This is a genomic window from Corynebacterium sp. HMSC056E09 (assembly GCF_001813425.1).
Classification (GTDB): domain Bacteria; phylum Actinomycetota; class Actinomycetes; order Mycobacteriales; family Mycobacteriaceae; genus Corynebacterium; species Corynebacterium hesseae.
This window is the reverse complement of the sequence record NZ_KV812513.1, coordinates 119,477-145,565: the sequence shown is the minus strand read 5'-3', so window position 1 is coordinate 145,565 and position 26,089 is coordinate 119,477. Positions and strand designations below refer to the sequence as shown.

Genomic DNA, 26,089 nt, shown 5'->3' with positions numbered 1-26,089 from the left:
ACGTTGCTCACCCACCCATGACCCAAGTCGGGTGACAACGACCGTTTCCGTAGAACGCTGCACGTATCTTCGCGAAACGGATTACCTTCTTCGCACCCCTCGCAACGCACAGCATCTGCATGCCTCCATCGACATGCTGGAGACATCTGCCAAAAGGCGTCTGGTAAAAGGCATCTGCCAAAAGGCGTTTTCACGGCTAAAAACGCCTTTTACTCATTGCAGATGGCGTTCTTGGACCCAAAGATGCCTTCTGCCAGATGCCTTTTACGAGGCACGCCCTCCTGACTTAGGCCAATGCAGTGCGGAAAAATCCCACCCCACCGCTGAAAACCACCGGTGAGCAGCGCCAAGAATGACGCTGCTCACCCATCCATGACCTAAGTCGACTTTTAGTTGATAACGGCGATGAGGTCGCCGCCCTCCACCTTGGTGGCGGCGCCAATGGCGACGCGCTCGATGGTGCCATCCTTGGTGGCGGAAATAGAGGCTTCCATCTTCATGGCCTCGATGACGGCGATCTGGTCGCCGGCCTTGACCTCGTCGCCAGGCTTGGCGGTCGGGTTCACCACGCCGGCGAACGGTGCGGCCACGTGGCCCTCGTTGGACGGATCGGCCTTCTCCACGGTGGCGACGGTGGACTCGACGTTGTTGTCGCGCACCTTGAGCGGGCGGATCTGGCCGTTGACGTTGAGCACGACGTTGCGGATGCCCTTCTCGTCCGGCTCACCCATCGCGTCAAGACGCACGGTGATGGGCTTAAGATCCGCGCGGTCGTTGGAGCCCTCCGGGAAGTGGTGAACAATGTAGTCCTTACCTTCTTCCAGACCGTAGAAGAAGACCGTGTCCGTCAGCGCCTCGGTGTTGCCGTAGGTGCGGCGGAACTCGTTGAACTCCTCGAACTGCTTCGGGAAGAGCAGGCGGTTGAGGGAAGCGCGGCGCTCGGTGGAATCATCCGAAGCCAGGTGCTTCTTCTCATCCTCCGGCACGGGCTTGACGGTGACGTCGCCAGGCGCGCGGCCCTCCAGGACCTTATCGCGCAGCGGCGGCCAACCACCCGGAGGCGTACCGAGCTCACCGCGCAGGAAGGCGATGACGGAATCCGGGATGTCGTACTTGGTCGGGTCGGCCTCAAAGTCAACCGGGTCTACGCCAGCGCCCACAAGGTGCAGGGCGAGGTCACCGACCACCTTGGAGGACGGGGTCACCTTGGTCGGGCGGCCGAGCATCTCATTCACCGCAGCGTAGGTGTCCTCGATGATCTCGAAGCGATCCTCCAAGCCCAGAGCGGTAGCCTGCGCGCGAAGGTTGGACAGCTGGCCACCTGGAATCTCGTGGCGGTAGACGCGGCCGGTCGGTCCAGGAATACCCTTCTCGAAGGGCTGGTAGAGCTGGCGGACGGCCTCCCAGTACGGCTCAAGGTCGGAGACGGCCTTGAGGGAGATGCCGGTATCACGAGAGGAGTTCGAGAATGCCGCGATGATGGCGGACAGCGAAGGCTGGGAGGTAGTGCCCGCCAGCGGCGCGGAAGCACCGTCGACGATGTCGGCACCAGAAAGCGCTGCCGCGTAGTAGGTGGCCAACTGACCGCCAGCGGTGTCGTGCGTGTGCACGTGAACCGGCAGGTCGAACTCCTTGCGCAGAGCCATAACCAGCTTCGATGCGGACTCCGGACGCAACAGGCCCGCCATGTCCTTGATGGCCAGGACGTGAGCGCCGGTGTTCACGATCTCCTCGGCCAGCTTGAGGTAGTAGTCCAGCGTGTAGAGCTTCTCATCCGGGGAGCACATGTCGCCCGAGTAGGCCATAGCGACCTCGGCCACGGTGGTGTTGGTCTCCAGGACGGCGTCGATTGCCGGGCGCATCTGGGTGACGTCGTTCAGCGCATCGAAGATGCGGAAGACGTCCACACCAGACTTGGCGGCCTCCTGCACGAAACCGGTGCACACATCGTTGGAGTACGGCGAGTAGCCCACGGTGTTGCGGCCGCGCAGCAGCATCTGGATGTTCTGGTTCGGCATGGCCTCACGCAGCAGATCCAGGCGCACCCACGGGTCTTCCTTGAGGAAGCGCATGGCGACGTCGTAGGTCGCACCGCCCCATGCCTCCACCGAGTACAGCTCCGGGGTCATGCGGGCGACGGCTTCAGCGGCGGTGACCAACGCGGTACCGCGCACGCGGGTGGCCAGCAGGGACTGGTGGGCGTCACGGAAGGTGGTATCAGTGACGGCCAGAGCGTCCTGCTTGCGGATCTTCTCCGCCCACTTCTTCGGGCCCAGCTCCAACAGTTCATCGCGGGAACCGCGGGGCAGCTCAGAGTTAAAGTCCAGGTCCGGCAGCTTGTCGAAGGGGCGCAGGGTGGTCGGGCGCTCGCCGTTCGGCTTGTTGACGGTCACATCAGCGATGTAGTCGATGATACGGCCAGACTCATCCACGGCCGGCGGAGCCTTGAGCAGGTCCGGGTGCTCCGGAATGAAGCTGGTGTCCACGCGGGTGTTGACGAAGTCCGGCTCGCGCAGCAGGGCGCGCAGGAAGCCGATGTTGGTGGCCACGCCGGCCACGGTGAACTCGTTGAGCGCGCGCTGTGCACGTGCCACGGCCTGCTCAAAGTTGACTCCACGGCAGGTCATCTTCACCAGCAGGGAGTCGAAGTTCGGGGAGACCTCAGCGCCGACGGCCGTTGCGCCGTCGAGACGCACGCCTGCGCCGCCCGGCGAGCGGTACTGGGTCAGCGTGCCGGTATCCGGGCGGAAGCCATTGGAGGGATCCTCGGTGGTGATGCGGCACTGGAGCGCCGCGCCGGTGATGTGGATGTCCTCCTGCTTCAGGCCCAACTCCTCGAGGGAGAAGCCCGCCGCAATCTGCATCTGGGACTTCACGATGTCCACGCCCGTGACCTCCTCGGTCACGGTGTGCTCGACCTGCACGCGGGGGTTCATCTCGATGAAGACGTGGTTGCCCTTCTCATCGACGAGGAACTCGACGGTGCCGGCGCCTTCGTAGTTGATGTGCTTGCAGAACTTCACGGCGTCCGCACAGATGCGGTCACGCAGCTCTGGGTCCAGCGTGGGTGCCGGGGCGATCTCGACGACCTTCTGGTGACGGCGCTGCACGGAGCAGTCACGCTCAAACAGGTGCAAGACGTTGCCGTGGGAGTCAGCCAGAATCTGCACCTCGATGTGCTGCGGACGAATCACCGCGGTCTCGAGGTAAACGTTGCCATCGCCGAAGGCTGCCTCAGCCTCGCGGGAGGCCTCAGCACACTTGGTCTTCAGCTCCGCCTCGTTCTCGATGAAGCGCATACCGCGGCCGCCACCGCCGGCCACTGCCTTCACGAAGACGGGGAAGTTAAAGTCCTTGGCGTATTCCGCCAGCTTGTCGACGTCCGTCGAGGGCTTCGAGTCCTTCAGAGTCGGCAGCCCCGCCTCCTGGGCAGCGGCAACCGCGGCGGCCTTGTCACCGGTCAGGTCCAAGGTCTCCGGGGTGGGACCGATGAACTTAATACCGTTGTCACGGCAGGCACGCGCCAAATCGGCACGCTCCGATAGGAAGCCGTAACCAGGGTAAATGGCATCCGCGCCGGACTTCTTGGCGGCGCGAATGACCTCATCGATGTCGAGGTATGCCTTGACCGGCTGGCCCTCGGTACCGATGCGCACTGCCTCATTGGCAAAGGCGCGATGGAAGGAGTTGCGGTCTTCCTTTGGATAAATTGCAACGGTCTTGGAGCCGACCTCAAAGGCAGCGCGGAAGGCGCGCACGGCAATCTCACCGCGGTTGGCCACCAAGATCTTAGAGAAGGACTTGTGGGCGGTATCAGACACTGGGAGTGATCCTTTCAGATAAGCACAATACGAACTTAAGGATAGTGTCCGAGGCGACAACGCGCGCGGAAATCGACATATCGGTCAACAGATTTCGAATAGGTTCTCGCCAGACTCCTAGGCACACCCCTAGAAGACTCACCCCTTCATGAACAGCTCCCCTTCCCCCCCCTTTAAACATGCAGCGGCCAAATAGGAGAAGAGTTACTTCGCTTTTAAAAAAATATAAACCTATTGACATGTTCTACCCTCCGTTTCTATCCTTCAATCAGGTTCATAAGAACCAACTTCATCCTTCACTTCCAAAGACCGCACGGTGAAGACAGAAAAGAGCTTATGAACTCAGTCACCATTTCTAACGTCCACAAGTATTTAGGCGAAGGCGCCCAGCGCACGCATGTTCTCAAAGGCGCAAGCCTAGAAGCTGGTGAAGGCGAGTTTCTCGGCATTTCAGGAAAGAGCGGCTCCGGTAAAACAACTCTCCTGCGCGCGGTTGCAGGTCTTCTACCTATCGATGAAGGCTCAATCTCGGTCTTCGATACCTGTGTATCCACCGCTGCTCCCAAGAAACTACTCGCCTTGCGCCGCAACACAATCGGCTTCGTCCATCAAGACGACCTGTTGATGAATGAACTCACAGCGCTCGAAAATGTCATGCTTGTGCTTGCCGCAGCGGGATTCGACGAGACGACGGCACACGACAAGGCTTGCGAGGCCTTAACCCAGGTAGGACTTGCAGAACTCGCTCAACGATTTCCCGCAGAGATGTCGCGCGGCCAATGCCAAAGAGTAGGAATCGCCCGAGCACTGTCTGGGAAACGGCGAATTCTCTTGGCTGATGAGCCGTCTGCTGCGCTCGATTCTGAAAACTCGCACGGCATTTTTCGACTCTTCAAGAAGCTGGCATCAACTGGCACAACCGTGATAGCGACCAGTCACGATCCCATCATGTTGGACTATTGCGGCACAGCCTACACGCTGATCGACGGCCAGCTTGGGAAAGCAGCCCCGAATGCTCAATGAACTAATCACGAAAGTCGTGCATTCTTCGAAACGGTATCGTTTCGGCGCAGCGGCAATCGCAGTGTGCTTAGGATTATTCGCATTTGCTGTCTCGGCTGATCTCTTCATGACGTTGTCCCCGCAGCAGAAGGCGCAGTCAGAATTGGGAAACAACGCCGTGCGGGTGGACGTGCCTGTGTACACGCGGGCGGGCGTGGTTGAACAGACGCTGCCGCAACTTGATTCCCCAGAGAGGGGCTTTACTACCCAACTCGAGACTTACGATCTCTATGTCGATAGCAATCCATCAGCTTCCCTTGTCTACAAGGAGTCTCACTGGGAAGAGCAAGCTCCCGATTTTGGGTTGGCATTGGTTCAGGGCCATTGGCCAAGCGCCCCCGGGGAAGTAATCGTCACTGAGGACGTTAACCTTAGCCTCGGAGAGAACACAACTGCATTCAACGGCACGCTACCGCTCCGCATCGTTGGCGTTGTATCGAGTTCCTTCCACAGCCAGGAGAAAGCGGTGTACGGCGCATCGGGAACATGGAACACCATCGACGCCGACGCTTATTCCATGACCTCCGCTTCGGTCCGGCCGATTGTGTTCGGTTCCGAAGGAACGACTCCTGCCGAGCTCACCGACTTCATTAGCAGTCAGCTCGAAGCTACAAACCTCGTTGATCGCGCCGCGCTTGACGACGCCTTTTCGACCTCACTCCTCACCCGCGAAAGCCTGCTCGCCACGCCGCCTTCAGGGTTCGCCGATAGCTATTCTTTCTTCTTCGGCCTGTTCGCCATTGTCATACCGTGTGCTTTGATCCTCTTTTTGTGGCGAGTCACGTACCTAGTTCTTCACCCGTTGAACCGGCGGTTCTTCGAGCTAGGAATCTCGCCCTTCCTGTTGTGGAAGTCCAGCACATCCACCCTGCTTCGTTCAGCCCTGATGTACTCCGTCTTAGGCCTCGTTGTAGGTGCAGGCCTGGCGCAATGCGTGCGCCCTTTCATTTCGGGACTTGCGGGGTTGCCTGATCCTGGAGTCCTCATTCCGTGGAAATGGTTAGTGCTTCTTCTCGCTAGCTCGCTTGCAGCACTCCTGATTGGCGGTGTTGCCACCGCGCCGTCGACCCAGCCGCATCCGTTCTGGAAAGATATCCCGCTGCCGGCCTTATCGGCATCATTCTTGCGTTGGAGTGCTATTGCTATTGTCCTTGTGGCCACGCTCTTTACGGTCGCTTCAGCACTGCTGGGGCCAGACGTGTTCGAAACTTGGGCGCCATTGCCAACCGTGGCATTGTGCATCGTCTTTTCTCTTTTTCTCGCACGCTGTCCGCGAACCAGCCGGCCCTACACTCCAGTAGGCGTGGCCCTGAGATTTGCAGAGAAGCACCGGCAGCTTATTGGCACGGGTCTGACGTTGTTGGTCCTGTGCATGGGAACCGCCGTGTTTAGCAGTTCGATGTCAGCCAGCTTCACAGCCAGTGAGAATGACAGTTTGACGTCAACGATCGCCCCAAACCAGGCACACATTTTAGAGAAGACAGATAGCGGGCTTTCCACGCGTGCTGAATCCGTTCAGCACGTAGCCACTGTGTTGGGGGTGCCCGCCCCAGTTCGTGTTTCTTATGTCCAAGCCACGCTGGACATGCCCACGGAGATGTCGGGGACCTTTGGCGTACTGAGCGTCGAATCCGTTCATGACGTAGAGCAACTCTTAGATCGAGAGCTTACTGCCTCAGAAAAAGAAGTCCTTAAGACTGGGGCATTAGTCCGCGATCACAGATTCATCGACCAAGACCACGTTTCAATCAGCACAAGCAAGAATTCAGGCCACTCATCATTTTCAGCGCTGAGTATGGACTTCGGGCCACACTGGGAGAAGCTAGCTGGAGGATTTATCCTTGCATCCACGGCGCAGAAACTAGATGCATCGGCAGGTAGGACACAATGGGTCTTTACGGGTCTCCAGGAAGACCAAGAAAAGCGCTTTCTTGATAGCGCTGCACAAGCCCATATCCCCCACGAGCTCGTACTACTGCCGCTGATTCAAACCTCTTCGACACCGCGGGCATTCTATATCAGTTTGGCAGCCGCGCTGCTCAGCGCGTTAGCCGTAACCTTTGTTTTCTCGCGGCAACTTGCTTGCGCCACCGAAGCAATCGAGACCACCTTCAAAGTACTAGGCCTCGATTCTTCCTGGCACCTAAGAATCGTTGTACTCACTACGGCCACACTGGCATGTGCCGCGATCATTACTGGCTGTCTCGCTGGAATCCTCCCGCTTGCCGGAATGGTCTACGCAATGGGAGATGGCCTCACTTTTGCCATCGATTGGAATGCACTTCTTGTTGCCGCAGGCGCAATAGCATTAGGCGCTGCATGTGGCGTCGGCATGTCATGCCTTCGCCACATGCAGCGCCCGTCGTCAAGCGCAACCGCTAATTAGATCTGCTTCGGCGGAACGGAGCGCTGCTCCTTGCCGTTGTAGGCAGACAGCGGGCGGATGAGGGAGTTGTTCTCGTTCTGCTCCACGATGTGTGCGGTCCAGCCGGTGATGCGGGCCATCACGAAGATCGGGGTGAAGAACTCAATGTCGAAACCCAGGATGTGGTACGCGGGGCCAGCCGGGAAATCCAGGTTCGGCTGGATCTTGATGGAGGTGTTCTCGTACATGGTCTTCGCCATGTTCTCGTACATCTCCACCCACTGCTCCTGGCCGTGGTCCTTGGCCAGCTCGCGGAAGGCAGCCTCCATGGTCGGAACACGGGAGTCACCGTTCTTGTACACGCGGTGACCGAAGCCCATGACGAGCTCCTTGTTCTTGAGCTTGTTGAGCGTCCACTCCTCTGCCTTGGCCGGGTCACCGACCTCCAGGAAGTTCTTCATCACGGCCTCGTTAGCACCACCGTGCAGCGGGCCCTTGAGGGCGCCAATGGCGGCGGTGACGGCGGAGTAAGTATCGGACATCGTGGAGGTCACCACGCGGGCGGCGAAGGTGGAGGCGTTGAAGGAGTGCTCGGCGTAGAGGATGAGGGACTTATCAAAGGCCTCAATATCGGAGCGCGACAGGGCCGGCGAACCTTCCTCCTCACCGAAGACCATCCACAGGAAGTTCTCCGCAAAGCCCTTCTTGCGGGAAGGCTCGATGTAGCCCTCACCGCGGCGACGGCGGATATCGAGGGCGACGATGGTCGGCAGCTTCGCCATGAGCTCCAGCGCGGTGCGGCGGATGTGCTCAGAATCCTTGGTGTACTCCTCCGGGTCCTGGGAACCAATGAAGGAGACTGCGGTGCGCAGAACGTCCATCGGGTGGCAAGACTTCGGCATGGAGGTGATCAGGTCAATGAGGTGGCGGTCCAGGTGGCGCAATGCCTTCTCACGAGCGGAGAAACGAACCAGCTCATCCTGGGTGGGCAGCTCGCCGTTCCACAGCAGGTAGGCAACCTCCTCGAAGGAGCAGTAGCGTGCCAGCTCCTGGACCGGGTAGCCGCGGTAGGTCAGGGAGTTGGTCTCCGGGACAACCTTGGACACGGCGGTCTCATCGACGACAACGCCGTACAGGCCCTTGCGGATTTCTGGGGTTTCAGACATGGTGTTTTCTCCTTTTATTGGGTTCTAGTGTGAGTTTCAGGCCGTGTGCCCTAGTCGAAGGTGGGCTTGTAGCTGTCCTTGGAGTAGGTGAACACGCTCTGGTCGAAGGCGTTGTACTCGTCGTAGCGCACCAGCTCATACAGGCGGGAGCGGTGCTGCATGCGGTCGAGCCATTCCTCGGATTGCAGGCCGGTTTCCTGCATGTCGCGGAGGAATTCTTCGGTAGCGCCCATGGCCACGCGCAGGGTGGATACCGGCCAGATGACGGCGTTATAGCCCAGCTCCTCGATGCGCTTGGCGGACAGCAGCTCGGTCTTGCCGAACTCCGTCATGTTGGCCAGCAGCGGGGTGTCCACGGCGGCGCGGAACTTTTCAAAGTCCTCCGGCGAGTACAGGGCCTCAGTGAAGATGAGGTCCGCGCCGGCGTCGGCGTAGGCCTTGGCGCGCTCGATGGCCTCATCGATGCCGTGGATGCCGGCGGCATCGGTGCGCGCACAAATGATGAAGTTCTCATCGCGGCGCTCGTTGACCGCGGCGGTGATGCGGCGAACCATAAGGTCCGTCGGCACCACTTCCTTGCCATCGAGGTGACCGCAGCGCTTCGGGTTGACCTGGTCTTCCAGGTGGCAGCCGGCCAGGCCGGCGTCCTCCAGCGCGGCAACCGTGCGGGCGGCGGACATGGGTTCGCCGAAGCCAGTGTCGGCGTCGACAAGCACCGGCAAATCCGTGGCGCGGGCGATGTGCCCGGCGCGCTGCGCTACCTCGGTCAACGTGGTCAGTCCAATGTCCGGGAGACCCAGGTCGTTAGCCAGCACCGCGCCGGAGACGTAGACGCCGCCGAAGCCACCAAGGTCTTGGATAAGACGCGCGGTGAGCGGATTGAACGCGCCCGGCAGCGTGGTGATTTCTGGTGCGTTCAGCGCCTCGCGAAAGCTCTTGCGCTTGTCCGCATTGCTGATAGTGGAACCAAACAGGCCAGCCATTTAGAACAGTCCCTTCGGGGTCTCGGGTGCGGTAGCGATGGCCTCGTCGGTGAGGCGAACGTTGAGCTCGTTGAGGTCGGTGAGGTTTTCCAGGTTCTGGGCGGCAGCGAGGAAGCGCTCCTGCTCCTCCTCCGATACCTTGCCGGCAGCCAGCTTCTTGAACTTGTTGATGTACTCCTCGCGGCCGAAGGGGCGGGCGCCGAGCGGGTGGGCGTCGGCCACCGCGCGCTCATCCTCAATCACGGTGCCGTCCTTGAAAGTAATGACAGCCTTGCCGCCGAAGGCCTTCTCCTCCAGGTCGTTGGAGTGGTAGCGGCGGGTCCACTCTGGATCCTCAACGGTGGAAATCTTGTGCCACAGGTCGATGGTGTCCTGGCGGTGCTTGCGCTCGTCGGAGTAGGAGGTCTCGTAGTCCCACTCGCCGTCCTGCAGGGCCACGGCGAAGATGTACATGATGGAGTGATCCAGAGTCTCACGGGAGGCGTTCGGGTCCATCTTCTGCGGGTCGTTGGCGCCGGTGCCGATGACGTAGTGGGTGTGGTGCGAGGTGTGCAGGACGATGGACTCGATGTCCTCCACCTTCAGGCCCTTCTCAGCCAAGGTCTTCTTGAGGGCAAAGGCCATGTCAATCGGGGCCTGTGCCTGGTACTCCGCGGAGTGCTCCTTGGTGTAGGTGTCCAGGATGGCGCGCTTTTCCTCGCCCTCAGCCGGGAGAGGGACGGTGTAGGTGCGCTCCGGAGAGTGGAGCATCCAGGCGATGAAGCCGTCCTCGCCTTCCCAAATCGGGGCCGGGGCACCCTCGCCGCGCATGGAGCGGTCTACTGCTTCGATGCCCATCTTGCCGGCAAACGCCGGTGCATAGGCCTTCCAGGAGGAGATGAGGCCCTTGCGGGACTGGCGGGTGGCGGTGGTGGTGTGTAGCGCCTGGCCGATGGCCTGGTAGGTGGTGTCGACGTCGAGGCCGAGCATGGTGCCGATGCCCGCGGCGACGGAGGGGCCGAGGTGCGCCACGTGGTCGATCTTCCACTCGTGAAGGCAAATGCCCTTGACCAGGTTGACCTGGATTTCGTAGCCGGTGGCGATACCGCGGATGAGCTCCTTGCCGGTCAGCCCCTTGTGCTGTGCCACGGCCAGGATTGGCGGGATGTTATCGCCCGGGTGGGAGTATTCGGCGGCGAGGAAGGTGTCGTGGTAGTCCAGCTCGCGCACGGCAGTGCCATTGGCCAGGGCTGCCCACTCGGCGGAGTAGGTGCCGTCAACACCAAAGATGGTGGCTCCGCCTTTTTGAGCCGGGTGGGCCTGAGCGATGACTCGGGCGGAGGTCACCGGGCGGCGGGTGGCAGAGGCCACGGCCACGGAGGCGTTATCGATGATGCGATTGATGATCATCTCGGTGGTCTCGGCCGGAACCTCAACGGGATCTGCTGCGACCTTGGCAATCTTGTACGCCAGGTGCTCTTCGATGGGGAAGTTCTCAGCGGACTTGTGGGTACGTACTTCGTGGTTAATCAACGGGGTTTTCCTCCTAGACAACAACGGCTGCGATAGCCATCACACTATCCCCCGCCCGTGTGGCCTGCCACATGTGTAAACTGTGTTTATCTGTTGCAGGGTTTTGCGTTGTTTGCAAACCTTGTGTAATTACCTGTTGGGGCGGCTTTTTGGGAGGACGTACACAATGAGCAAGCACTACGCGGGGGCAAGAATCCACGCACTACGTAAAGAACGCAAACTCACCCAAGCGGCCATGGCACAACAACTGGGGATGTCCACCAGCTACCTCAACCAGTTGGAGAATGACCAGCGCCCCCTCACCGTCACCGTCCTCATGCAGCTGACGCAACGCTTTGGCGTTGACGCCACCTACTTCGCGGGGGATCGCGACCTGCGCGCGCTCGCCGAGCTGCGCCAGCTCTTCCCCGAGGCCTCCGACACCACACTCACTGACTTAAGCGGACGCTTCCCCGAGCTACTCCCCAGGCTTGTCGCCGCCGCCGCACACACCCCCGCGGAAACCGGCCCTTTCGAAGCGGTCCGCGACTTCTTCTACGACGCCCACAACTACATTCACAGCCTGGACGTCGCCGCCGAGGAACTGTCCGATTCCCTCGGTGACCGCGTCCTGCGCCGTGGGCGCTTGGCCTCAGTCCTGCAGGACGAGTTCGGCGTTACGACACGATTCTCCTCGGCCTCACCGCGCCGACGGACCTTCCACGACCGCGAGCTACACCTGCGCGCAGGACTCACGGAAGCCCAGCTCGTCTTCGAGATGGCACTCCAGTACTGTCTTCTGGCCTATCCAGAGCACTGCGCGGAACTCGTGGCCGAGCTACCCAGCGCCGAAGCCCGCTCCATCGGCACCTATGGTCTGGCCCAATACTTCGCGGCGGCCGTCACCATGCCCTATACGCAGCTCCTCACCACCGCGGAGGAGACGCGCTACGACATTGATGTGATCGCGGCATCCTTTGGCACTGGTTTCGAGACCACCGCGCAGCGCTTGTCGACGCTTCAGCGGCCCCACCACCAAGGTGTCCCTTTCTCCTTCATCCGGACCGACCGCGCAGGCAACATTTCCAAGCGCCAGTCCTCCACTGCCTTCCACTTTGCGCGCAGCGGCGGCTCGTGCCCGTTGTGGGTGGTCCACCGCGCTTTTGAAACGCCAAACCGCATCACGCGCCAGGTGGCCTCGATGCCCGATGACCACACCTATCTGTGGATCGCGCGCTTCGTCCAAGGCCAAGCCCAGGCCTGGGGTACGCCGCGCAAGGAATTCGTCGTGGGGCTGGGCTGCGATATCGCGCAGGCGGATCGCGTGGTTTACGCCGATGCGCTCAACCTCTCCCCTTCCGAGGCAACCCCCATCGGCCCCGGTTGCGCCGCCTGCCCACGCCCGGCCTGTCCGCAGCGCGCCTTCCCACAGGCGGGGCGCTCCGTCAGCCTCGACCTCAATGCCACTCCGGTTTCGGCTTACGCGACCTCGTAGTTTTCTACAATTCGCCCACGTTCTCGAATTTCCTGCGGCAATGTCCAGGCCGCTTGCCAAGATAGGACTCGTTCGGCACCACGCCGAGCTCTCGTCTCTCACCTACGCAGGAAGTTCTCTCATGTCCAACCCCTATGCAGCTCACCAGCGACTACGGCGAGCAGTTCACCATGGAAGAAGCCCAGCATGCGGTGAGCACACTGGGCTTATAAAAGCGAGCCGAAGCTAAAGCGGAGCTGGAGCCTGCCTACTCGAGGTCGTCGTGGGCAACGAGGCGGCGGGCTGCCTCGGTGATGGTGCCGGACAGCGACGGGTAGACCGCGAAGGAATCCGCCAGCTGGTTCACGGTGAGCTGGTTGGTCACCGCCACGGCGATGGGCAGGATGAGCTCGGAAGCGGTCGGGGCGACGATGACGCCGCCGATAACGCGGCCGGAGGTGGCGCGGCAGAAGAGCTTGACAAAACCGTGCTGCAGGGAGCGCATCTTGGCGCGCGGGTTAGTGTTCAACGGCATCGTGATGGTGCGGGCGGCGACCTCGCCCGCCTCAATCTCCGCCTGGGTAAAGCCCACGGCAGCGATCTCCGGGCGGGTAAACACGGCGGTGGCGACCGTCTTCAAGCGCAGCGGGGACACGCCCTCACCCAGGGAGTGATACATGGCGATACGCCCCTGCATCGCGGCAACGGAGGCCAGTGGGAAGAGGTCGGAGCAGTCACCCGCGGCGTAGATGCCGGCAACGTTGGTGCGGGAAACGCGGTCAACCTCGATGTGACCGGACTTCGTGGTAGCCACGCCAACGTGCTCGAGGCCCAGGTTCTTCGTATTCGGGATGGAACCGATGGACATGATGACGTGGGAGCCGTGGATCTCGCGACCATCCTGGGTCTTGACCACGACGTTTCCGTCCTCGGTGCGGGAGACCGTTTCGACGCGGCAGTTCTTCTCCAGCTCCACGCCGCGCTCAGCCAGGACGGTCTCGAGGACGTCGGCAGCATCGGCGTCATCATGCGGCAGAATGCGGTCGCGAGAAGCCACCATGGTCACGCGCACACCCATCTCCGCGAAGGCGGAAACGAACTCGGCACCGGTCACGCCGGAGCCGACGACGATGAGGTGCTCCGGCTCCTCCTTGAGGTCATAAACCTGCTGCCAGGTCAGGATGCGCTCGCCGTCCGGCTGCGCGCCCGGCAAGATGCGCGGGGTGGCACCGGTGGCAACGAGGACCAGGTCCGCGTCGAGGGTTTCGGTGGTGCCATCAGTGTGGGTGACATCAACCTTGTGTGCGGCACCCTTCACGCCGTGCTGGTCCTCGGAGAATGCGGCGCGGCCATCGATGACCTTGACGCCGATCTTCTCCAGTCCCGCGCGCACGTCGCGGGACTGGTTGCCGGCCAGCGCCTGCACGCGGCCGTTAAGCGCCTCCAGGCTCAGCTTCAGCGAGCCGAGCTGGTGGTTCAGGCCCATATCATCCGCGCGGCGGAAGTCGGTGCGGATGTTGGCGCCGGCAATAAAGGACTTCGACGGGACGCAGTCCAAAAGAACGGAGGAGCCACCGGGGCCCTGTTCCTCAACCAACGTAATGTGCGCGCCGTACTTGGCGCCGGCAGTCGCAGCCTCGTAGCCTGCGGGGCCGCCGCCGATAATTACGATGCGGGGGGCTTCCTGTGACACTGTCGCTCCTTTTTAAAAGTCTGCCTATAAGAACTCTGGGAAATCCTTGTCACAGTGTAGTAGTTAGGAAACTAATCCTCCACGTTGGCAAACTGTTCCGCCACGGAGCCGAAGAGTTTGACGCCCACGCCGATAGCCCTCTCATCGGGGGCCAAATCACCCATATGCAGATCGTGCTGCTCGCCTTCGCCGGACCAACAACCCAGGCGGGCCATGGAACCGGGGACCTTCTCCAAGTACCAGGAGAAGTCCTCGCCGCCCGAGGACTGCGGCGCTTGGACCACGGCCTGCGGGTCGATGGCCTGGGCAGCGCTGGCGAGGAGGGCGGTGGAGACGTCGTCGTTAAGCACCGGCGGAACCCCACGGTGATAGACCAGCTCATGTTCCACGCCCAGGGGCGCCAGGACTTGCTCCACAAGCTCAGAGAACAGCGATTGCATCTCGCGCCAGATCCCGATATCCGCCGTGCGCATGGTGCCAGACACCGAGCCGGTCTCGGGAATCGCGTTCGGCGCATAGCCGGAATTCACCTGGCCAAAGACCAAGACGGTGCCGGTGCGTGGATCGACGCGGCGCGAGAGCAAACCCGGCAGGTCCGTCAGCAGCTTGCCCAACGCATAGACGACGTCCGCCGACAAGTGCGGGCGCGACGTGTGCCCACCCGGGCCGGAGACGTTGATTTCCACGACGTCAGTCGCGGAGGTAATCGCCCCGGCGCGGACGCCGATGCGCCCAACGCGTAGCTTCGGCTCGACGTGGACCGCAAAGATGGAATTCACGCCCTCGAGCGCGCCCCACTCGATGACGTCGGTGGCGCCGCCTACCCAGACCTCTTCGGCGGGTTGGAAGATGACGCGAACGCCGAAGTCCAGCGGGTGCTCACGGTTGAGATCCGCCAAGGCACAGGCCGTGGCCAGCGCAATGGTGGTGTGCATGTCATGCCCGCAGGCATGCATGACGCCGGGGACCTCGGAGGTGTACTCGAGGCCCGTGACCTCCGTGACCGGGAGCGCGTCGATGTCGGCGCGGAAGGCTAGGCGCCCAAGTTCCGTATCGGGGCCGATGTCCACCATGAGGCCGGTTTCGGGGAAAAGCTGCGGCTCCAGACCGTACTCACGCAGGGTGCGAGACAGGAAGCGAGTGGTTTCTACTTCCTTATTGGAGGTCTCCGGGTGGCGGTGAATATGGCGGCGCCACGCGATGACCTCCGCGCGGTGGTTGCTGAACCACTCACTGACGTAGTCCGAGATCACTGCTTCCTCCTCCGTGGTGTCCTATTGGGAAGAGTCTACAACTAGACCATGCGGTTCAGTTAGCCGGGCTGGTCACACGCCGGATATACCAAGCGGTCTACCTTCGCTACAGGTCGATATTGCGGGGACCGTAGAGGCGGTCGCCGGCGTCACCAAGCCCCGGCACAATGTAGGCGTCCTCGTTGAGGGCCGGATCAATCGCCGCGGTAACCAAGCGAACCGGCAGCCCCGAGTTGGCCAGCGCATCGACGCCCGGCTGCGCGGACACCATGCAGATCGCGGTGATATCGGTGGCGCCGCGGTCCGCGAGGAGTTTCAGGGAATGCAGGAGGGAACCGCCCGTGGCGAGCATCGGATCGACGACAAAGACGCTACGCCCGCTGAGATCCTCCGGCAGGGCCTCCAGGTAAGGCACCGGCTCATGGGTTTCTTCATCGCGCGCCATGCCAATGAAGCCAACTTGGGCATCAGGGATCATCGACAGCGCCGGGTCAATCATGCCCAGTCCAGCACGGATGATGGGCACGATAATTGGCGGGTCCTGCAGGCGGGTGCCCTCCGCCGTGGCAACGGGAGTAACGCAATCAAAATGCTCGACGGGCAGTTCGCGCGCTGCCTCATAGACAAGCATGGTGCCAAGATCCCGCAGAGCTGCACGGAAGGCGGCATTATCGCTGCGGGCATCGCGCATGAGTGTGAGCCGGGAGGCGGCGAGGGGGTGGTCTACTACGTGGATATCCATGCCCTTCACTGTATAAGAATCGGCCGGGAACCGATCAGCGGGCAGCACAGTCTAATAAGCCATGACTAGCTTCCACACGTTTAATATCGACACCGAACACACCCGTAGGCTGGCGCATGAGCTTGCCGCCATCTCCCAGGCCTCCTCCACTCCCCCTCCTGAGCTACCGGTCGATACCGTTCTGGGCGGTTTCACTGGAACCTTTAACACCGCCATGGAGAACCTTGCTGCCCGCCTTACCCAGGTCAGGGCGGATGCCGGTGCCGTGGCGGACTCCAGCTTCCGCATGGCCCGCGAAGCGGAAGACGCCGATGGTGCTCTCGCGAACGCGTGCGGGGGTCTGTGATGTTGGAGTCAGCACTCGCCCACATTGCCCGGATTCAGCCGGCGCAGCTTCCCGACGTCTCCCTGCCCACTGTGCCCGATCTCACTGCTGCAGGGCCGCTAGCGGAAATTGCGCATGGGGATCCACGGGCGTTGTTAGACACTGCACGCCAAGCCACTGAGGATCTCTCCACCGCCCGCTCAGCTCTGGATACTGCCCGCGGGCTCATCGCGGCGACAGTCAGGGACCTCATCGGTCTGGGCTTCGAGCTTCTCCAGCGCGGACTACCTATCGCTCTCGGGTTGCTTATCCCAAATCCTGCAACACAGGCTGCGGCGCGTTCAGCATTGCAAGCCCTGGCCATGGAATACGTTGGCAAAGCGATGCTTCGCGTCAAGCAGCTGGCTGGGGAGCTCCTGCAAGCAGCAGCTCCCCTCATCCCCATTGGCCAGCGTGCTGTTCGCCCCTCGGTGCGCGGCCCGCAGGAGGAAGGCGTGGTGCGCCACGCACTCACCGCGTCCTCCACCGCAAGCGAAGGAACCACGCAAGGGCAGGCAGCGACACAGGCCGCCTTGTCCCAGGTGGGGACTCCCTATGGGTGGGGCGGTACCGGCAATGGCAGCTTTGATTGCTCTGGGTTGACGCAATGGGCTTGGCGCCAAGCGGGGGTGGAGCTGCCGCGCACCGCAGAAAGCCAGACCGTGGGCCGTCAGGTAAGCGCAGACGAACTGCAGCCCGGTGACCTCATCGTGTGGGATGGTCACGTGGCCATGTACTCCGGCGGCGGACAAATGGTGGAAGCGGGCAGCCCTGTGCAAACCAATCCGCTGCGTACTAACAACATGGGGATGGCTTTCAAAGGGTTCTGGAGGCCTACAGGGTAGACTGTTTGCCCATGAACACCCGCGCGATTGTACCCATCCAGCTCTCCCTTTCTGAGGGTGATTTTTATACCCTCTGGGCGCCGAAGTGGCGCCAGAATGGTTCCGAGTGGCAGGCCTTCCTCGGTGATGACGAGTCCGTCTTGCTCTTTAACACCGAAGCCGAGATGCTGTGCTTCCTCGAATCCGGCTCGAAGCACGACCTGCTCGATCACCCAAAGTGGGAGGCCTTCAATTCCCAGGCGGCGGACCGCGTCGTTCCGGAGAAGAAGCACGTATACGACCTCATCGGCATGCCAAAGCACTTGGCTGGCCGCCCCAGCCACGAGAACGTGTCCACCGTCGCACGCTGCCTAGAAATTGCACACGCGCTGGCAGAGGTCGGGGCCGCGGAGCACACCGTGATTTTCTTCGCTTCGCATTCCATTTTGCGCAACCCCGCCCGCGGAGCCGATCACTATGCCGGTGACCAAGGCATGGGCGAATGGTCCGGCGTAGGCCGCGTTATTCATAGCAACTGGCGTGAGGTCATCGAGGACCTCGACAAGGTAGTCAAGGTCATCCCTTCCTCCGATTTCAGCCAGGAGGCAACCGCGGATGCCGCTACCCGCATCTCTGCCGCCAGCGAAGCCGCGGAAGAAGCACGCAAGAAGGCCGAAGAAGAGCGCGAGGCGGCAGCGAAATCCGCCGATCCCTACGACAATTCCCCGTGGGCAGCCGCAGGCATCGACCCGATTAAGATCACCGCCAACCAGCGGACGGTCTACACCCTGCGCACCTACCTCAACGGCAAGCCGGTGTTCCTGGGCAAGTGGGGCGAGATCTTTACCTTCCCCAGCTCCAAGGTGCTCGTGCGCTGGATCATGGAGAACGACGACCATGACCTAGCAAAGGTTTCCACCTGGGAGGAGGTCGTTGCCGCGGCGAACGCGGGCGAGCTCGAGGTCACCGTCCACCCGGATAACCAGTACACCTTCAATGGCATCGTGCGCGACATTGAAAAGGGTCCGGAGGCAGTCGATACGGATCAGATGAGCCGCTGCTACGAGGTCTGTGCCGACGCTGCCGACTGGGCCGGGGATGACTCCATCAACTCTTATATGCTGCAGAACCCGCGCTTCCAGGACTACCTGGGCTACATGCTCGGCTCCACCGAGCACGCGGGCTACGTCCCCTCCAAGCCCTACACCGAGCACGCGGAGTCCTGGAAGGGCCTGGAGGAAATGCTGACGAAGCGTTTCTCCCGCTTCTAGCTTCTACTTGGAAGACTCGCTGTCTTCTTCCGCATCGGAATCGCTCATTTCTGAAGCGTCTTCCGCGAATTCCGGATCCGCCAGTTCCTCATAGGCGGGCAGGATCTCCTGCTCGATGAGGCGCTGGCGGTCTTCTTCGCTAGCAAAGGAATTCTCAATGGCCTTGATGGTGAGGTCGAAGAACTCCTCGAGGCCATAGCCGAAGGTCTCGCTCAGGGCGAGGAAGACATCGCTGAGCTTCTCGCCCGCCACCGTGCAGGTAAAGCCGAGCTGCTGCAGCAGCGGCAGAGGGTGATCGACCAGCTCCTCTGCGGGCAATTCCTCTAGCGGCGCGAAGGTCAGCGCGATGCGGCGATCCCGCACCCACGCAGAGGCCTTGCCCGGGCGAACGCCGTCAAGGTCGGCACCGAAATCATCGATGAGATCCGTTGCGTGGACCAAACGCGTCGCACCGGCGTGCACGGCTGCCACGGCATCCTCGTACGAAGCCACGTCCCGCTCCCAGGGAATGAAATTTTCACGCAGCTTCTCCGCTGCGGACAGCTCAGTCAGCGCTGCACCGGCAACAGCCTCGCCGGCATCCACATTGTCGGCCGCGCCCTCCACGATGATCCGCGCATCAATACCGGGAACATCAAGACCCTCTTGCGCCGCAGCCAGCGCCTCGGCGGCGCCGAAGGGGAAAGCACTGGGGCGCAGGCGGAGCTCGGCGTAGACCACGTGGTCGTCGGCAAGCGCCTGCACAGCAGCGTGCGTGGCCGCGCGGAGCTCGTCCGGGGTGGATGCAACCGTGGGCAGCGGCGCCAACAGCGTCACTTTGGGCAGACGAGCGAAAATCTCGGCGCCGGAATCTTTGTTTTCGGGGCTAATCAGAGGTGCGTCATGCATGAGGTTCATCCTAGGACGGGGTCTAGGATTAAGCACGCTATGAAACATGTCCCCGCGCTCCTCACCGTCATCGCTCTGGCCGCCACGCCGCCGGCGTTTGCAGAAGAGGAAGAGTCATCATCGCCCACGCGCACCACTGCGCCGGATACTGACTTGTGCCCGCATTCCCTCGTGCCTGAGGAGCCGACGACCACCTCGGAGCGGTTGGCTCCCGGCCAGGCAGCGCCCACTCCCCTGCCCGCGGTTGAGGGCGCTGCGTGCGGTGTCACCGCGCCGTCGGGTTTTCGGGTCAATAAGGACGTCGTGGCCTCGGCGTGGATGGTCAGTGACGTGGACACGGGCGAGATCATCGCCATGAAGGACCCCAACGGGCGCTACCGCCCGGCCTCCATCATCAAAGCACTGTTAGCGCTCGTGGTCATCGAGGAGCTTCCCTTGGACCAACGCATCACCGCCACGCTTGACGACGCCTCCGTCGAAGGCTCCGCCGTCGGCCTCGGCCCGGATGGGGTCTATACCGTGGAGCAGCTTCTCCAGGGTTTGCTCATGGCTTCCGGCAACGATGCCGCACACGCTCTCGCGCAGGCCATAGGCGGGGATGAGGAGGCGCTGGAGAAGGTCAACGCGAAGGCGAAGGAGATTGGCACGCGCTCGACGGTGGCGGCCAGCTACTCCGGGCTGGACGCGGCGGGTATGTCGACGTCCGCGGCGGATATCTCGCTGATTTACCGCGCGGCTTTTGCCAACGACACCTTCGCGCGCATCGTCGATACTGAGCACGTGGAGTTTCCCGGCTGGGGTGACATGCCCGGTTATGAGCTGTGGAACGATAACGGGCTCTTCCTCAATGATCCGGATGGTATCGGCGGCAAGACCGGCTATACCGAGGACGCGCACCACACTTTCGTCGGTGCGATCAACCGCGATGGGCGCCGCCTCCAGGCGGTTCTCCTCGATACGACCGTTGAGCATGGTTTCCGCGCGTGGGAGCAGGCGCAGATGCTTCTCGACGAAGCCTCCGACGTCCAGCCCGGCGACGGCGTGGGGCAGCTCGATGATTTCGCGGCTGGGAGGCATGAGCCTTCGGAGTCGCAGGAGCCCAGCACAGCGCCCACCACGCCTTCTGCCACCGCCACCGCTGAGGCCCCGGCGACGGCGTCGTCCTTCGCGGACTCGCAGGGCTGGATCGGGTGGCTGGTGGCGGGCCTCGTCACCCTCCTCGTGGTGGCGGTGGCTACTTTTTCACTACTTCGGCGTTAGCCATGATGTCGTGCTGGCCGCGAAGCGCGTTCTTCGGGCCAATCGTGGTCACCACGTAGAGGGCTCCGAAGAAGGCAATGAGCGGGCCGACAAGCGGCACGAGGGAGGCCACGCGCCACCAGTTGCGCTTAATGCTCTGCTGCCAGGTGAGCTTCTCGCGGGTGGTGACATCGCGCACCGTGTATCCAGCTATCAGCTTCGCCGGCGTTGCTCCTACGAGGACCTCGAAGCAGATGTAATAGGCCACCGTGATGATGCCCGAGATGCTGGTGAGCCAGACCTCATTGAAAGCGGAGTTGTACACCCCGAGACTTACGAGGAGGGACACACCGATCGCCGCAATGACGTAGTCGATGACGGCCAAAAGCACGCGGGTGCCGGGGGTTGCACGCGGGGCGTCGTGCGCGGGCGCGGGAGCGTGGTGGCTTTCGTCCCAGCGGCCGGTATTCGCGTAGTCCTCCAGTTGCGCCCAAGTAAGCCGGGCGCCTGATTCTACCTTTTGGTCATAGCTTGCCCGGGAAGAAGGCTCGCAAAGGATGCGGGCGGCAACGGCGAGCTCCTCGCGCTCCGCATCCTCGGGGAGGTAGCCGAGGCCTTCGAGGCGGGCGTCGGCAGCCGCCAGCTGCACGCCGAGTTCGCGTGAGGTCGCGCGCGAATCCAGGGTGAAGTGTTCATACAGGTTCGGAGCGAAAGATACTGGAAGCATCGGCCTACTTTCGGCGCAGCAAGGCCCATGCGCCTGCGGCCGCCGCGCCGAGTGCGGCACCGGCACCCAAGGCCACGCCCGGGTTCGGGCCCCGGCGGATCTCATTGCGGACGCGGATAACCGCCTGATCCGGAACCGGCGGGACCATCAGCTCAAGGGATTCCTCGGTGGTGGCCGTCCACGCGGAAACGTAGAGCACGACGCGCCAGACCAGGTACATGACCACCATGAGGACAATCACAGGGCCGAACACGGCACCGGCTGGGTTGCCCGCCGCGGAGGACATGATGACGGTGGACAGCTGCTTGATGGCTTCAAAAAGCACCGCGCCAATGGCCGCGCCCATCAAGCCCGACTTGGTGGGCACCTTCGTGCGCGGCAGGAAGGCCACCATCCACCAAAAGACCAGGAAGTTGGCGATAAGACCAATCACGATTCCGGCGATAACAAGCACCGCTCCCATGCCAGGGAAGGACTCGATGCCGACCCACTCGAAGATCTTCTGGGTCAGCCCGGACGAACCCGCTGCCGTCACGCCGAAGGCGATGATCATGGCCACGAGCAGGCCAATGAGGCCCAGCAGGTCGCTGAGCTTCTTGGTGACAAAATTGCCCGGGGCATCAGTCGGATCCTGCATCCACATCGCTGAAATACCAATGCGCAGATTATTCATCCACCCCAGCCCGGACCACAGGGTGGTCAGGCCACCGATGCCGTACATCGCGCCGCGCTGCTCAATCGCGGTGTGCAGGAGCTCCGTGATCGAATTACCCAGATCGCCCGATACGGCGTTGGTGATCTGCTCCTCCAGCTGCTGCATGAGGTCGGGGCGGTTCGCCAGCACGGTCGCGGCGGCGGCCACGGTGAGCATGAAGATGGGAAAGAGAGCTAGAACCGAGAAATACGTAATTCCGGCCGCGAACTGGTTGCCGCCTTGGCTACCGTAGCGGTCCAGCATCTTCATAATGTGGTCGATGAAGCCGGACTTCTCACGGACTTTGTCTACCGCGCCCGGTTCATCGGCGTGAGCTCGCTCAATGCCGTAGTCATCGGTCTTCTTCTCATCAGGTCGAGTCGTTGGCGCCACTGGCGTTCCCCTTAAAAGTTAATTACAGAAACCTCTACACAGTCTTCATCATGCTAGCCAACTCAGCCGCGACGCGCGGGGAGGAACCCCACCGCCTCGTAGACCTTGTCCACGAGGGGGGTGGCGATCTCCGTAGCGCGCTCGGCGCCCTGGGCCAAGATGCGCTCGAGCTCGCCGCGGTCTTCCATGAGCTCGTCGTAGCGAGCCTTGAGCGGAGTGGTGAAGGCCTCGAGCGCCTCGGCCGTATCGACCTTGAGGTGGCCATAGCCCTGACCGGCATACTTGTCCACGAGATCCGGGATGCTCTCCCCCGTCAGCGCGGACTGGATGGCCAGTAGGTTGGACACGCCCGGCTGCTTCTCACGGTCAAAGGCCACCACGCCGAGGTCATCGGTCACCGCGGACTTGATGCGCTTGGCGGAGGTCTTGGGAGCATCGAGCAGGTTCACGATGCCCTTCGGGTTGGCCCCCGACTTCGACATCTTGGACGTCGGCTCTTGCAGGTCATAAATCTTGGCCGAGCCTTCCGGAATGAAGGCCTCCGGCACGCGGAAGACCTCACCGTACTTGTTGTTGAAACGCTCCGCCAGGTTGCGGGTGAGCTCGAGGTGCTGGCGCTGGTCCTCCCCCACCGGCACGTAGTGCGGGGAATAGAGAAGGATATCCGCGGCCATCAAAACGGGGTAGGTAAACAAGCCCACCGAGGTGCGGTCCTGGCCCTGCTTTTGAGACTTGTCCTTGAACTGGGTCATGCGGGAGGCCTCACCGAAGCCGGTCAGGCACTGCAAAACCCACGTCAGCTCCGCGTGCGCGGGGACGTGGGATTGGACGAAGAGGGTAGATTTCGCCGGGTCGATGCCCAACGCGATCAGCTGCGCAGCACCCGCCACAGTGCGGTGGCGCAGCTCCTCCGGGTTCTGCTCCACCGTGATGGCGTGCAGGTCCGGGATGAAGTAGAAAGCCTCGTGCGAGTCTTGCAGGTCAATCCACTGCTTGAGCGCTCCGAGGTAGTTACCCAGGTGGTAAGAGTCCGCCGTGGGCTGAATGCCAGAGAGGACTCGGGAAGCGGAGTTCGATGCAGAAGTGGAGTCAGTCATGGTTGACCACTCTACTCTGCCGCCTCCGCTGGGGCGGCGCTGCGTCGGTTAAATCTTGCGGGAGGTCGGGCTAATAACGTCCATCATGACGGCGAAACCGGCCACCATGAACGCGCCGCCAACGCCCTGGAGGACGATCGGGCCAAGGAAGGCAAAGGACGGTCCGACGATGGTCCACCACCAGATACCCAGGGCAAGCAGAATAGCGCCGAGGACAAAGTAGATGATTGCGCGGGTCATGAGCATCTCCTGCGAAATAGAAAAGGACGTTAAGACGGGATTATCGTACCACTACTTGGAGTGGGCTACTTGTACTCGACCAGAAGCGGAGAGTGATCAGACCAGCGCTCCTCCACCGTCGGCGCCTTCTCCACCCAGGTGCGCTGCGCGCGCTCCAGCATGGCCTTCGTGGCCGCCTGGTAGTCAATGCGCCATCCGGCATCGTTGTTGAAAGCCTGGCCACGGTAGGTCCACCACGTGTAGGGGCCATCCGCCGCCGGGTACAGGCGCCTGGCGACGTCAAACCACTGCGGATCCTTGGCCGCCTCCCAAGCGGTCTTGGTTTCGTAGTCCACCACGCCGAGCCAGTCCCCCAGCCCCTTCTTGTCCTGCGGCTGCTCATCCGGGAAAGAACCGAAGACGCGGTCCATGAAGGCGCGCTCCTCCGGCAGGTGGCCGGACTTTTTCTCGTTGGCCTTATTGTTCTTCAGGTCCTGGGCGCGGTGGCAGATGTTCCAGTCACCGCCGATGACGGCCTCCGGGTAGGTCACGGCCATCTCATCCAGAACGTCAGAGAATTCATCCAGGAAGAGGTATTTCTCATCCTGCTTCGGGGAATCGGTATCACCGGAAGGCAAATACAGGGAAGCCACCCGCACGCCTTCCACGGTGGCGGCGATGAAGCGGCCGGATTCGGCGAAGGAGCCGAAGCCTACGGAGACGTCGCCAAGCGCATGCTTCGATAGGATACCCACGCCCGCGCGGCCCTTGGCGGCAGATTCGGCCTGTACCAGGTTCCATCCGGCCTCCAGAGCCGGGGCCAAGGCCTTCTGGGTCTGCTCGGGGTTGGCGCGCACCTCCTGCATGAGGACGACGTCGGCCGGTGTGGTCTCCAGCCACGCGTTCATGCCTGGGTTGTTCTCATTGCGCTGTTTGCAAGCCGCGCGGATGCCGTTGACGTTGACGGAGGCGATGGTGAAACTCATGCCGGACAGTCTAACTCTGTTCAATAATCTTCACGGAAGGGGCTAGACGGCGCTTGTCCCACATTGTGACAACCCAGGTGAGACAGCCTGCCACCGCCAGGCCCGCACCGGCCAGCGCGGTGGAGTTATAGGAGTAGCCCGCGCCCACGACTGCGCCGCCGATGGCCGCGCCCGCCGCATTGGCGATGTTGAGGGCGGACTGGTTCAACGCCGCCGCGAGGGTCTGTGCATCCCCCGCCACGTTGACCAAGCGCAGCTGCAACGACGGCACAAGGATGGAGCCGAAGAAGGCCAAGACGCCAAAGACAATCGTGCCCGCCCACGCGCTGTGAGCCACGAAGTAGAAGGTCACCGACACGCTAACCATGCAGATAAGGGCAAAAATGATGCCGAATTCCAGGTTACGGTCCGCCAACCAGCCACCGGCGACGTTGCCTGTGGTCATGCCGATGCCATAGGCCATGAGCACAATCCACGTGTGGCTCGGGTCCATGCCGGCGACGTCCGTCATGGTCCACGTGATGTAGGTATAAACGGCGAACATGCCGCCGAAGCCAACGGTGCCAAGGAAGACGGTGAGCAGAACCTGGCTGTTTTTCAGCGCGCCAAGCTCAGTAAACATATCCGTTTGCGGCATACGCGTCATGTGCGGGAAGAGGAAAAAGAGCAGGATCATCGTCAGCCCCGCAATGGCCACGACCAAAAAGTACGCCGCATGCCAGCCCAATCCTTGGCCTAGGGCCTGGGCCGCGGGCACTCCGATCACGGTGGCGATGGACAGGCCCATGCCCACCATCGACATGGCAAAACCTTGGCGGCCCGGCGGCGCCATCGATACCGCCGCCAGGTTAGCTACGGAGAAGTACGCGCCGTGCGGCAGGCCAGCGATGAAGCGCGCCACCAGCAGAACTCCGTAGTTCGGGGCCACGGCCGTGAGCAGGTTGCCCACGAGCAAGAAGCCAATAAGCAGGATAATGAGGCGGCGGCGTGGGAGCTTGCCCGTGAGTGCTGCGATGACCGGCGCACCCACGACGACGCCGAGCGCGTAGACGGAGATGACTACCGACGCCGTGTCTTCCGTAATCCCGAAATCATCCGCGATGAGCGGCAGCAGGCCCATCGAGGTGAACTCCGTGGTGCCGATGGCGAAGGCGCCCAGCGCCATGGCGATCATGACGATGGTGCGGCGGGTTGAGGAGATTTCCGTTTGGCGCGGGACGGGACGGCGTTGGATGCGGGGAGCGGAGTGCGGGAGATTCACGTGCGCGTACCTTAGTCCCTTTCCCGCGCGCAGACGAGAAGGCCCTAGCAATCACACAGCCCCGCCCCGCTGGTGG

At 62.1% G+C, this 26,089-nt stretch carries 22 protein-coding genes; 8 read left to right on the top strand and 14 right to left on the bottom strand.

The window, feature by feature from the left end; all coding sequences use genetic code 11:
• Positions 1-389: 389 nt before the first annotated feature.
• Complete coding sequence (locus HMPREF2912_RS10080; protein WP_070597160.1) at positions 390-3,821, bottom strand: pyruvate carboxylase; 3,432 nt, start codon at positions 3,819-3,821, stop codon at positions 390-392.
• A 336-nt stretch (positions 3,822-4,157) separates the two neighbouring features.
• On the opposite strand from HMPREF2912_RS10080, the gene HMPREF2912_RS10075 reads away from it, so the two are divergent.
• Together HMPREF2912_RS10075 and HMPREF2912_RS10070 are read left to right on the top strand one after the other, a co-directional pair.
• Positions 4,158-4,844 carry an ABC transporter ATP-binding protein gene (locus tag HMPREF2912_RS10075; protein WP_070597159.1) on the top strand — a complete coding sequence of 229 codons (687 nt, stop codon included), beginning with the start codon at positions 4,158-4,160 and terminating at the stop codon, positions 4,842-4,844.
• The gene (locus HMPREF2912_RS10070; RefSeq protein WP_070684019.1) at positions 4,834-7,269 is read left to right on the top strand and encodes a hypothetical protein; all 2,436 of its coding nucleotides are present in this window, start codon (positions 4,834-4,836) and stop codon (positions 7,267-7,269) included. The genes HMPREF2912_RS10075 and HMPREF2912_RS10070 overlap by 11 nt, the downstream gene beginning before the upstream one ends.
• On the opposite strand, the gene HMPREF2912_RS10065 is transcribed toward HMPREF2912_RS10070, so the two are convergent.
• The 3 genes from HMPREF2912_RS10065 to prpD are packed head-to-tail and all read right to left on the bottom strand — an operon-like array spanning position 7,266 to position 10,909.
• Positions 7,266-8,414, bottom strand: coding sequence for a bifunctional 2-methylcitrate synthase/citrate synthase (locus tag HMPREF2912_RS10065; protein WP_070597157.1), 1,149 nt, complete (start codon positions 8,412-8,414; stop codon positions 7,266-7,268). The two genes, HMPREF2912_RS10070 and HMPREF2912_RS10065, sit on opposite strands and share 4 nt — an antisense overlap.
• A gap of 50 nt (positions 8,415-8,464) precedes the next feature.
• Complete coding sequence (prpB, locus tag HMPREF2912_RS10060; protein WP_070684017.1) at positions 8,465-9,397, bottom strand: methylisocitrate lyase; 933 nt, start codon at positions 9,395-9,397, stop codon at positions 8,465-8,467.
• Entirely contained in the window at positions 9,398-10,909 is a 1,512-nt protein-coding gene (prpD, locus tag HMPREF2912_RS10055; RefSeq protein WP_070684015.1) for a 2-methylcitrate dehydratase PrpD, read from the bottom strand.
• A gap of 166 nt (positions 10,910-11,075) precedes the next feature.
• Here prpD and HMPREF2912_RS10050 point away from each other — a divergent pair, with 166 nt between their 5' ends.
• Together HMPREF2912_RS10050 and HMPREF2912_RS12745 are read left to right on the top strand one after the other, a co-directional pair.
• Positions 11,076-12,383 (top strand): short-chain fatty acyl-CoA regulator family protein, encoded by a 1,308-nt coding sequence (locus tag HMPREF2912_RS10050; RefSeq protein WP_070530634.1) that lies wholly within the window; start codon positions 11,076-11,078, stop codon positions 12,381-12,383.
• Positions 12,384-12,517: 134 nt separating this feature from the next.
• Positions 12,518-12,595 carry an Ltp family lipoprotein gene (locus HMPREF2912_RS12745; protein WP_083312503.1) on the top strand — a complete coding sequence of 26 codons (78 nt, stop codon included), beginning with the start codon at positions 12,518-12,520 and terminating at the stop codon, positions 12,593-12,595.
• 35 nt (positions 12,596-12,630) lie between these two features.
• On the opposite strand, the gene HMPREF2912_RS10045 is transcribed toward HMPREF2912_RS12745, so the two are convergent.
• From HMPREF2912_RS10045 to upp, 3 genes are all read right to left on the bottom strand, one after another.
• Positions 12,631-14,055: an NAD(P)H-quinone dehydrogenase gene (locus HMPREF2912_RS10045; protein ID WP_070530636.1), complete on the bottom strand. Its 1,425-nt coding sequence runs from the start codon at positions 14,053-14,055 to the stop codon at positions 12,631-12,633.
• A gap of 71 nt (positions 14,056-14,126) precedes the next feature.
• On the bottom strand, positions 14,127-15,308 hold the full coding sequence (locus tag HMPREF2912_RS10040) for a M20 family metallopeptidase (protein ID WP_070684013.1): 1,182 nt from the start codon (positions 15,306-15,308) through the stop codon (positions 14,127-14,129).
• Between the two features lie 106 nt (positions 15,309-15,414).
• Complete coding sequence (gene upp / locus HMPREF2912_RS10035; protein WP_070684008.1) at positions 15,415-16,050, bottom strand: uracil phosphoribosyltransferase; 636 nt, start codon at positions 16,048-16,050, stop codon at positions 15,415-15,417.
• A 61-nt stretch (positions 16,051-16,111) separates the two neighbouring features.
• On the opposite strand from upp, the gene HMPREF2912_RS10030 reads away from it, so the two are divergent.
• Genes HMPREF2912_RS10030 through HMPREF2912_RS10020 form a run of 3 tightly spaced genes read left to right on the top strand, consistent with a single transcriptional unit; the run spans position 16,112 to position 18,509 of the window.
• On the top strand, positions 16,112-16,396 hold the full coding sequence (locus HMPREF2912_RS10030; protein ID WP_070563886.1) for a hypothetical protein: 285 nt from the start codon (positions 16,112-16,114) through the stop codon (positions 16,394-16,396).
• Positions 16,396-17,259, top strand: a complete 864-nt coding sequence (locus HMPREF2912_RS10025) for a C40 family peptidase (protein WP_070563883.1) — start codon at positions 16,396-16,398, stop codon at positions 17,257-17,259. The genes HMPREF2912_RS10030 and HMPREF2912_RS10025 overlap by 1 nt, the downstream gene beginning before the upstream one ends.
• 11 nt (positions 17,260-17,270) lie before the next feature.
• Positions 17,271-18,509, top strand: coding sequence for a hypothetical protein (locus HMPREF2912_RS10020; protein ID WP_070530645.1), 1,239 nt, complete (start codon positions 17,271-17,273; stop codon positions 18,507-18,509).
• 3 nt (positions 18,510-18,512) lie between these two features.
• On the opposite strand, the gene HMPREF2912_RS10015 is transcribed toward HMPREF2912_RS10020, so the two are convergent.
• Positions 18,513-19,397 (bottom strand): amidohydrolase family protein, encoded by an 885-nt coding sequence (locus tag HMPREF2912_RS10015; RefSeq protein WP_083299224.1) that lies wholly within the window; start codon positions 19,395-19,397, stop codon positions 18,513-18,515.
• A 39-nt stretch (positions 19,398-19,436) separates the two neighbouring features.
• Here HMPREF2912_RS10015 and HMPREF2912_RS10010 point away from each other — a divergent pair, with 39 nt between their 5' ends.
• A complete protein-coding gene (locus HMPREF2912_RS10010) occupies positions 19,437-20,657 on the top strand; it encodes a D-alanyl-D-alanine carboxypeptidase family protein (protein WP_070563877.1) in 1,221 nt (406 codons plus the stop codon).
• Here HMPREF2912_RS10010 and HMPREF2912_RS10005 read toward each other — a convergent pair.
• The 6 genes from HMPREF2912_RS10005 to HMPREF2912_RS09980 all read right to left on the bottom strand — a co-directional run bounded on the left by HMPREF2912_RS10005 (position 20,632) and on the right by HMPREF2912_RS09980 (position 26,013).
• The gene (locus HMPREF2912_RS10005; RefSeq protein ID WP_070684005.1) at positions 20,632-21,363 is read right to left on the bottom strand and encodes an RDD family protein; all 732 of its coding nucleotides are present in this window, start codon (positions 21,361-21,363) and stop codon (positions 20,632-20,634) included. The genes HMPREF2912_RS10010 and HMPREF2912_RS10005 overlap by 26 nt on opposite strands.
• Positions 21,364-21,367: 4 nt before the next feature.
• Positions 21,368-22,450 carry a YhjD/YihY/BrkB family envelope integrity protein gene (locus tag HMPREF2912_RS10000; protein WP_070684002.1) on the bottom strand — a complete coding sequence of 361 codons (1,083 nt, stop codon included), beginning with the start codon at positions 22,448-22,450 and terminating at the stop codon, positions 21,368-21,370.
• Positions 22,451-22,512: 62 nt separating this feature from the next.
• Positions 22,513-23,547 carry a tryptophan--tRNA ligase gene (gene trpS, locus HMPREF2912_RS09995; RefSeq protein ID WP_070530655.1) on the bottom strand — a complete coding sequence of 345 codons (1,035 nt, stop codon included), beginning with the start codon at positions 23,545-23,547 and terminating at the stop codon, positions 22,513-22,515.
• Between the two features lie 48 nt (positions 23,548-23,595).
• Positions 23,596-23,787: a hypothetical protein gene (locus HMPREF2912_RS09990; RefSeq protein WP_049157254.1), complete on the bottom strand. Its 192-nt coding sequence runs from the start codon at positions 23,785-23,787 to the stop codon at positions 23,596-23,598.
• Positions 23,788-23,852: 65 nt separating this feature from the next.
• Positions 23,853-24,752 carry an exodeoxyribonuclease III gene (locus HMPREF2912_RS09985; protein WP_070563868.1) on the bottom strand — a complete coding sequence of 300 codons (900 nt, stop codon included), beginning with the start codon at positions 24,750-24,752 and terminating at the stop codon, positions 23,853-23,855.
• A gap of 10 nt (positions 24,753-24,762) precedes the next feature.
• Complete coding sequence (locus tag HMPREF2912_RS09980; protein ID WP_070564922.1) at positions 24,763-26,013, bottom strand: MFS transporter; 1,251 nt, start codon at positions 26,011-26,013, stop codon at positions 24,763-24,765.
• Positions 26,014-26,089 lie beyond the last annotated feature (76 nt).

Coding starts and splice junctions, on each gene's coding strand:
- HMPREF2912_RS10010 (WP_070563877.1), top strand. CDS start 19,437: ATGAAACATGTCCCCGCGCTCCTCACCGTCATCGCTCTGGCCGCCACG.
- HMPREF2912_RS10020 (WP_070530645.1), top strand. CDS start 17,271: ATGAACACCCGCGCGATTGTACCCATCCAGCTCTCCCTTTCTGAGGGT.
- HMPREF2912_RS10015 (WP_083299224.1), bottom strand. CDS start 19,397: ATGCATGACGCACCTCTGATTAGCCCCGAAAACAAAGATTCCGGCGCC.
- HMPREF2912_RS12745 (WP_083312503.1), top strand. CDS start 12,518: ATGCAGCTCACCAGCGACTACGGCGAGCAGTTCACCATGGAAGAAGCC.
- HMPREF2912_RS10065 (WP_070597157.1), bottom strand. CDS start 8,414: ATGTCTGAAACCCCAGAAATCCGCAAGGGCCTGTACGGCGTTGTCGTC.
- HMPREF2912_RS10075 (WP_070597159.1), top strand. CDS start 4,158: ATGAACTCAGTCACCATTTCTAACGTCCACAAGTATTTAGGCGAAGGC.
- HMPREF2912_RS09985 (WP_070563868.1), bottom strand. CDS start 24,752: ATGAGTTTCACCATCGCCTCCGTCAACGTCAACGGCATCCGCGCGGCT.
- HMPREF2912_RS10005 (WP_070684005.1), bottom strand. CDS start 21,363: ATGCTTCCAGTATCTTTCGCTCCGAACCTGTATGAACACTTCACCCTG.
- HMPREF2912_RS10025 (WP_070563883.1), top strand. CDS start 16,396: ATGTTGGAGTCAGCACTCGCCCACATTGCCCGGATTCAGCCGGCGCAG.
- HMPREF2912_RS09990 (WP_049157254.1), bottom strand. CDS start 23,787: ATGACCCGCGCAATCATCTACTTTGTCCTCGGCGCTATTCTGCTTGCC.
- trpS (WP_070530655.1), bottom strand. CDS start 23,547: ATGACTGACTCCACTTCTGCATCGAACTCCGCTTCCCGAGTCCTCTCT.
- HMPREF2912_RS10070 (WP_070684019.1), top strand. CDS start 4,834: ATGCTCAATGAACTAATCACGAAAGTCGTGCATTCTTCGAAACGGTAT.
- HMPREF2912_RS10050 (WP_070530634.1), top strand. CDS start 11,076: ATGAGCAAGCACTACGCGGGGGCAAGAATCCACGCACTACGTAAAGAA.
- prpB (WP_070684017.1), bottom strand. CDS start 9,397: ATGGCTGGCCTGTTTGGTTCCACTATCAGCAATGCGGACAAGCGCAAG.
- HMPREF2912_RS10030 (WP_070563886.1), top strand. CDS start 16,112: ATGACTAGCTTCCACACGTTTAATATCGACACCGAACACACCCGTAGG.
- upp (WP_070684008.1), bottom strand. CDS start 16,050: ATGGATATCCACGTAGTAGACCACCCCCTCGCCGCCTCCCGGCTCACA.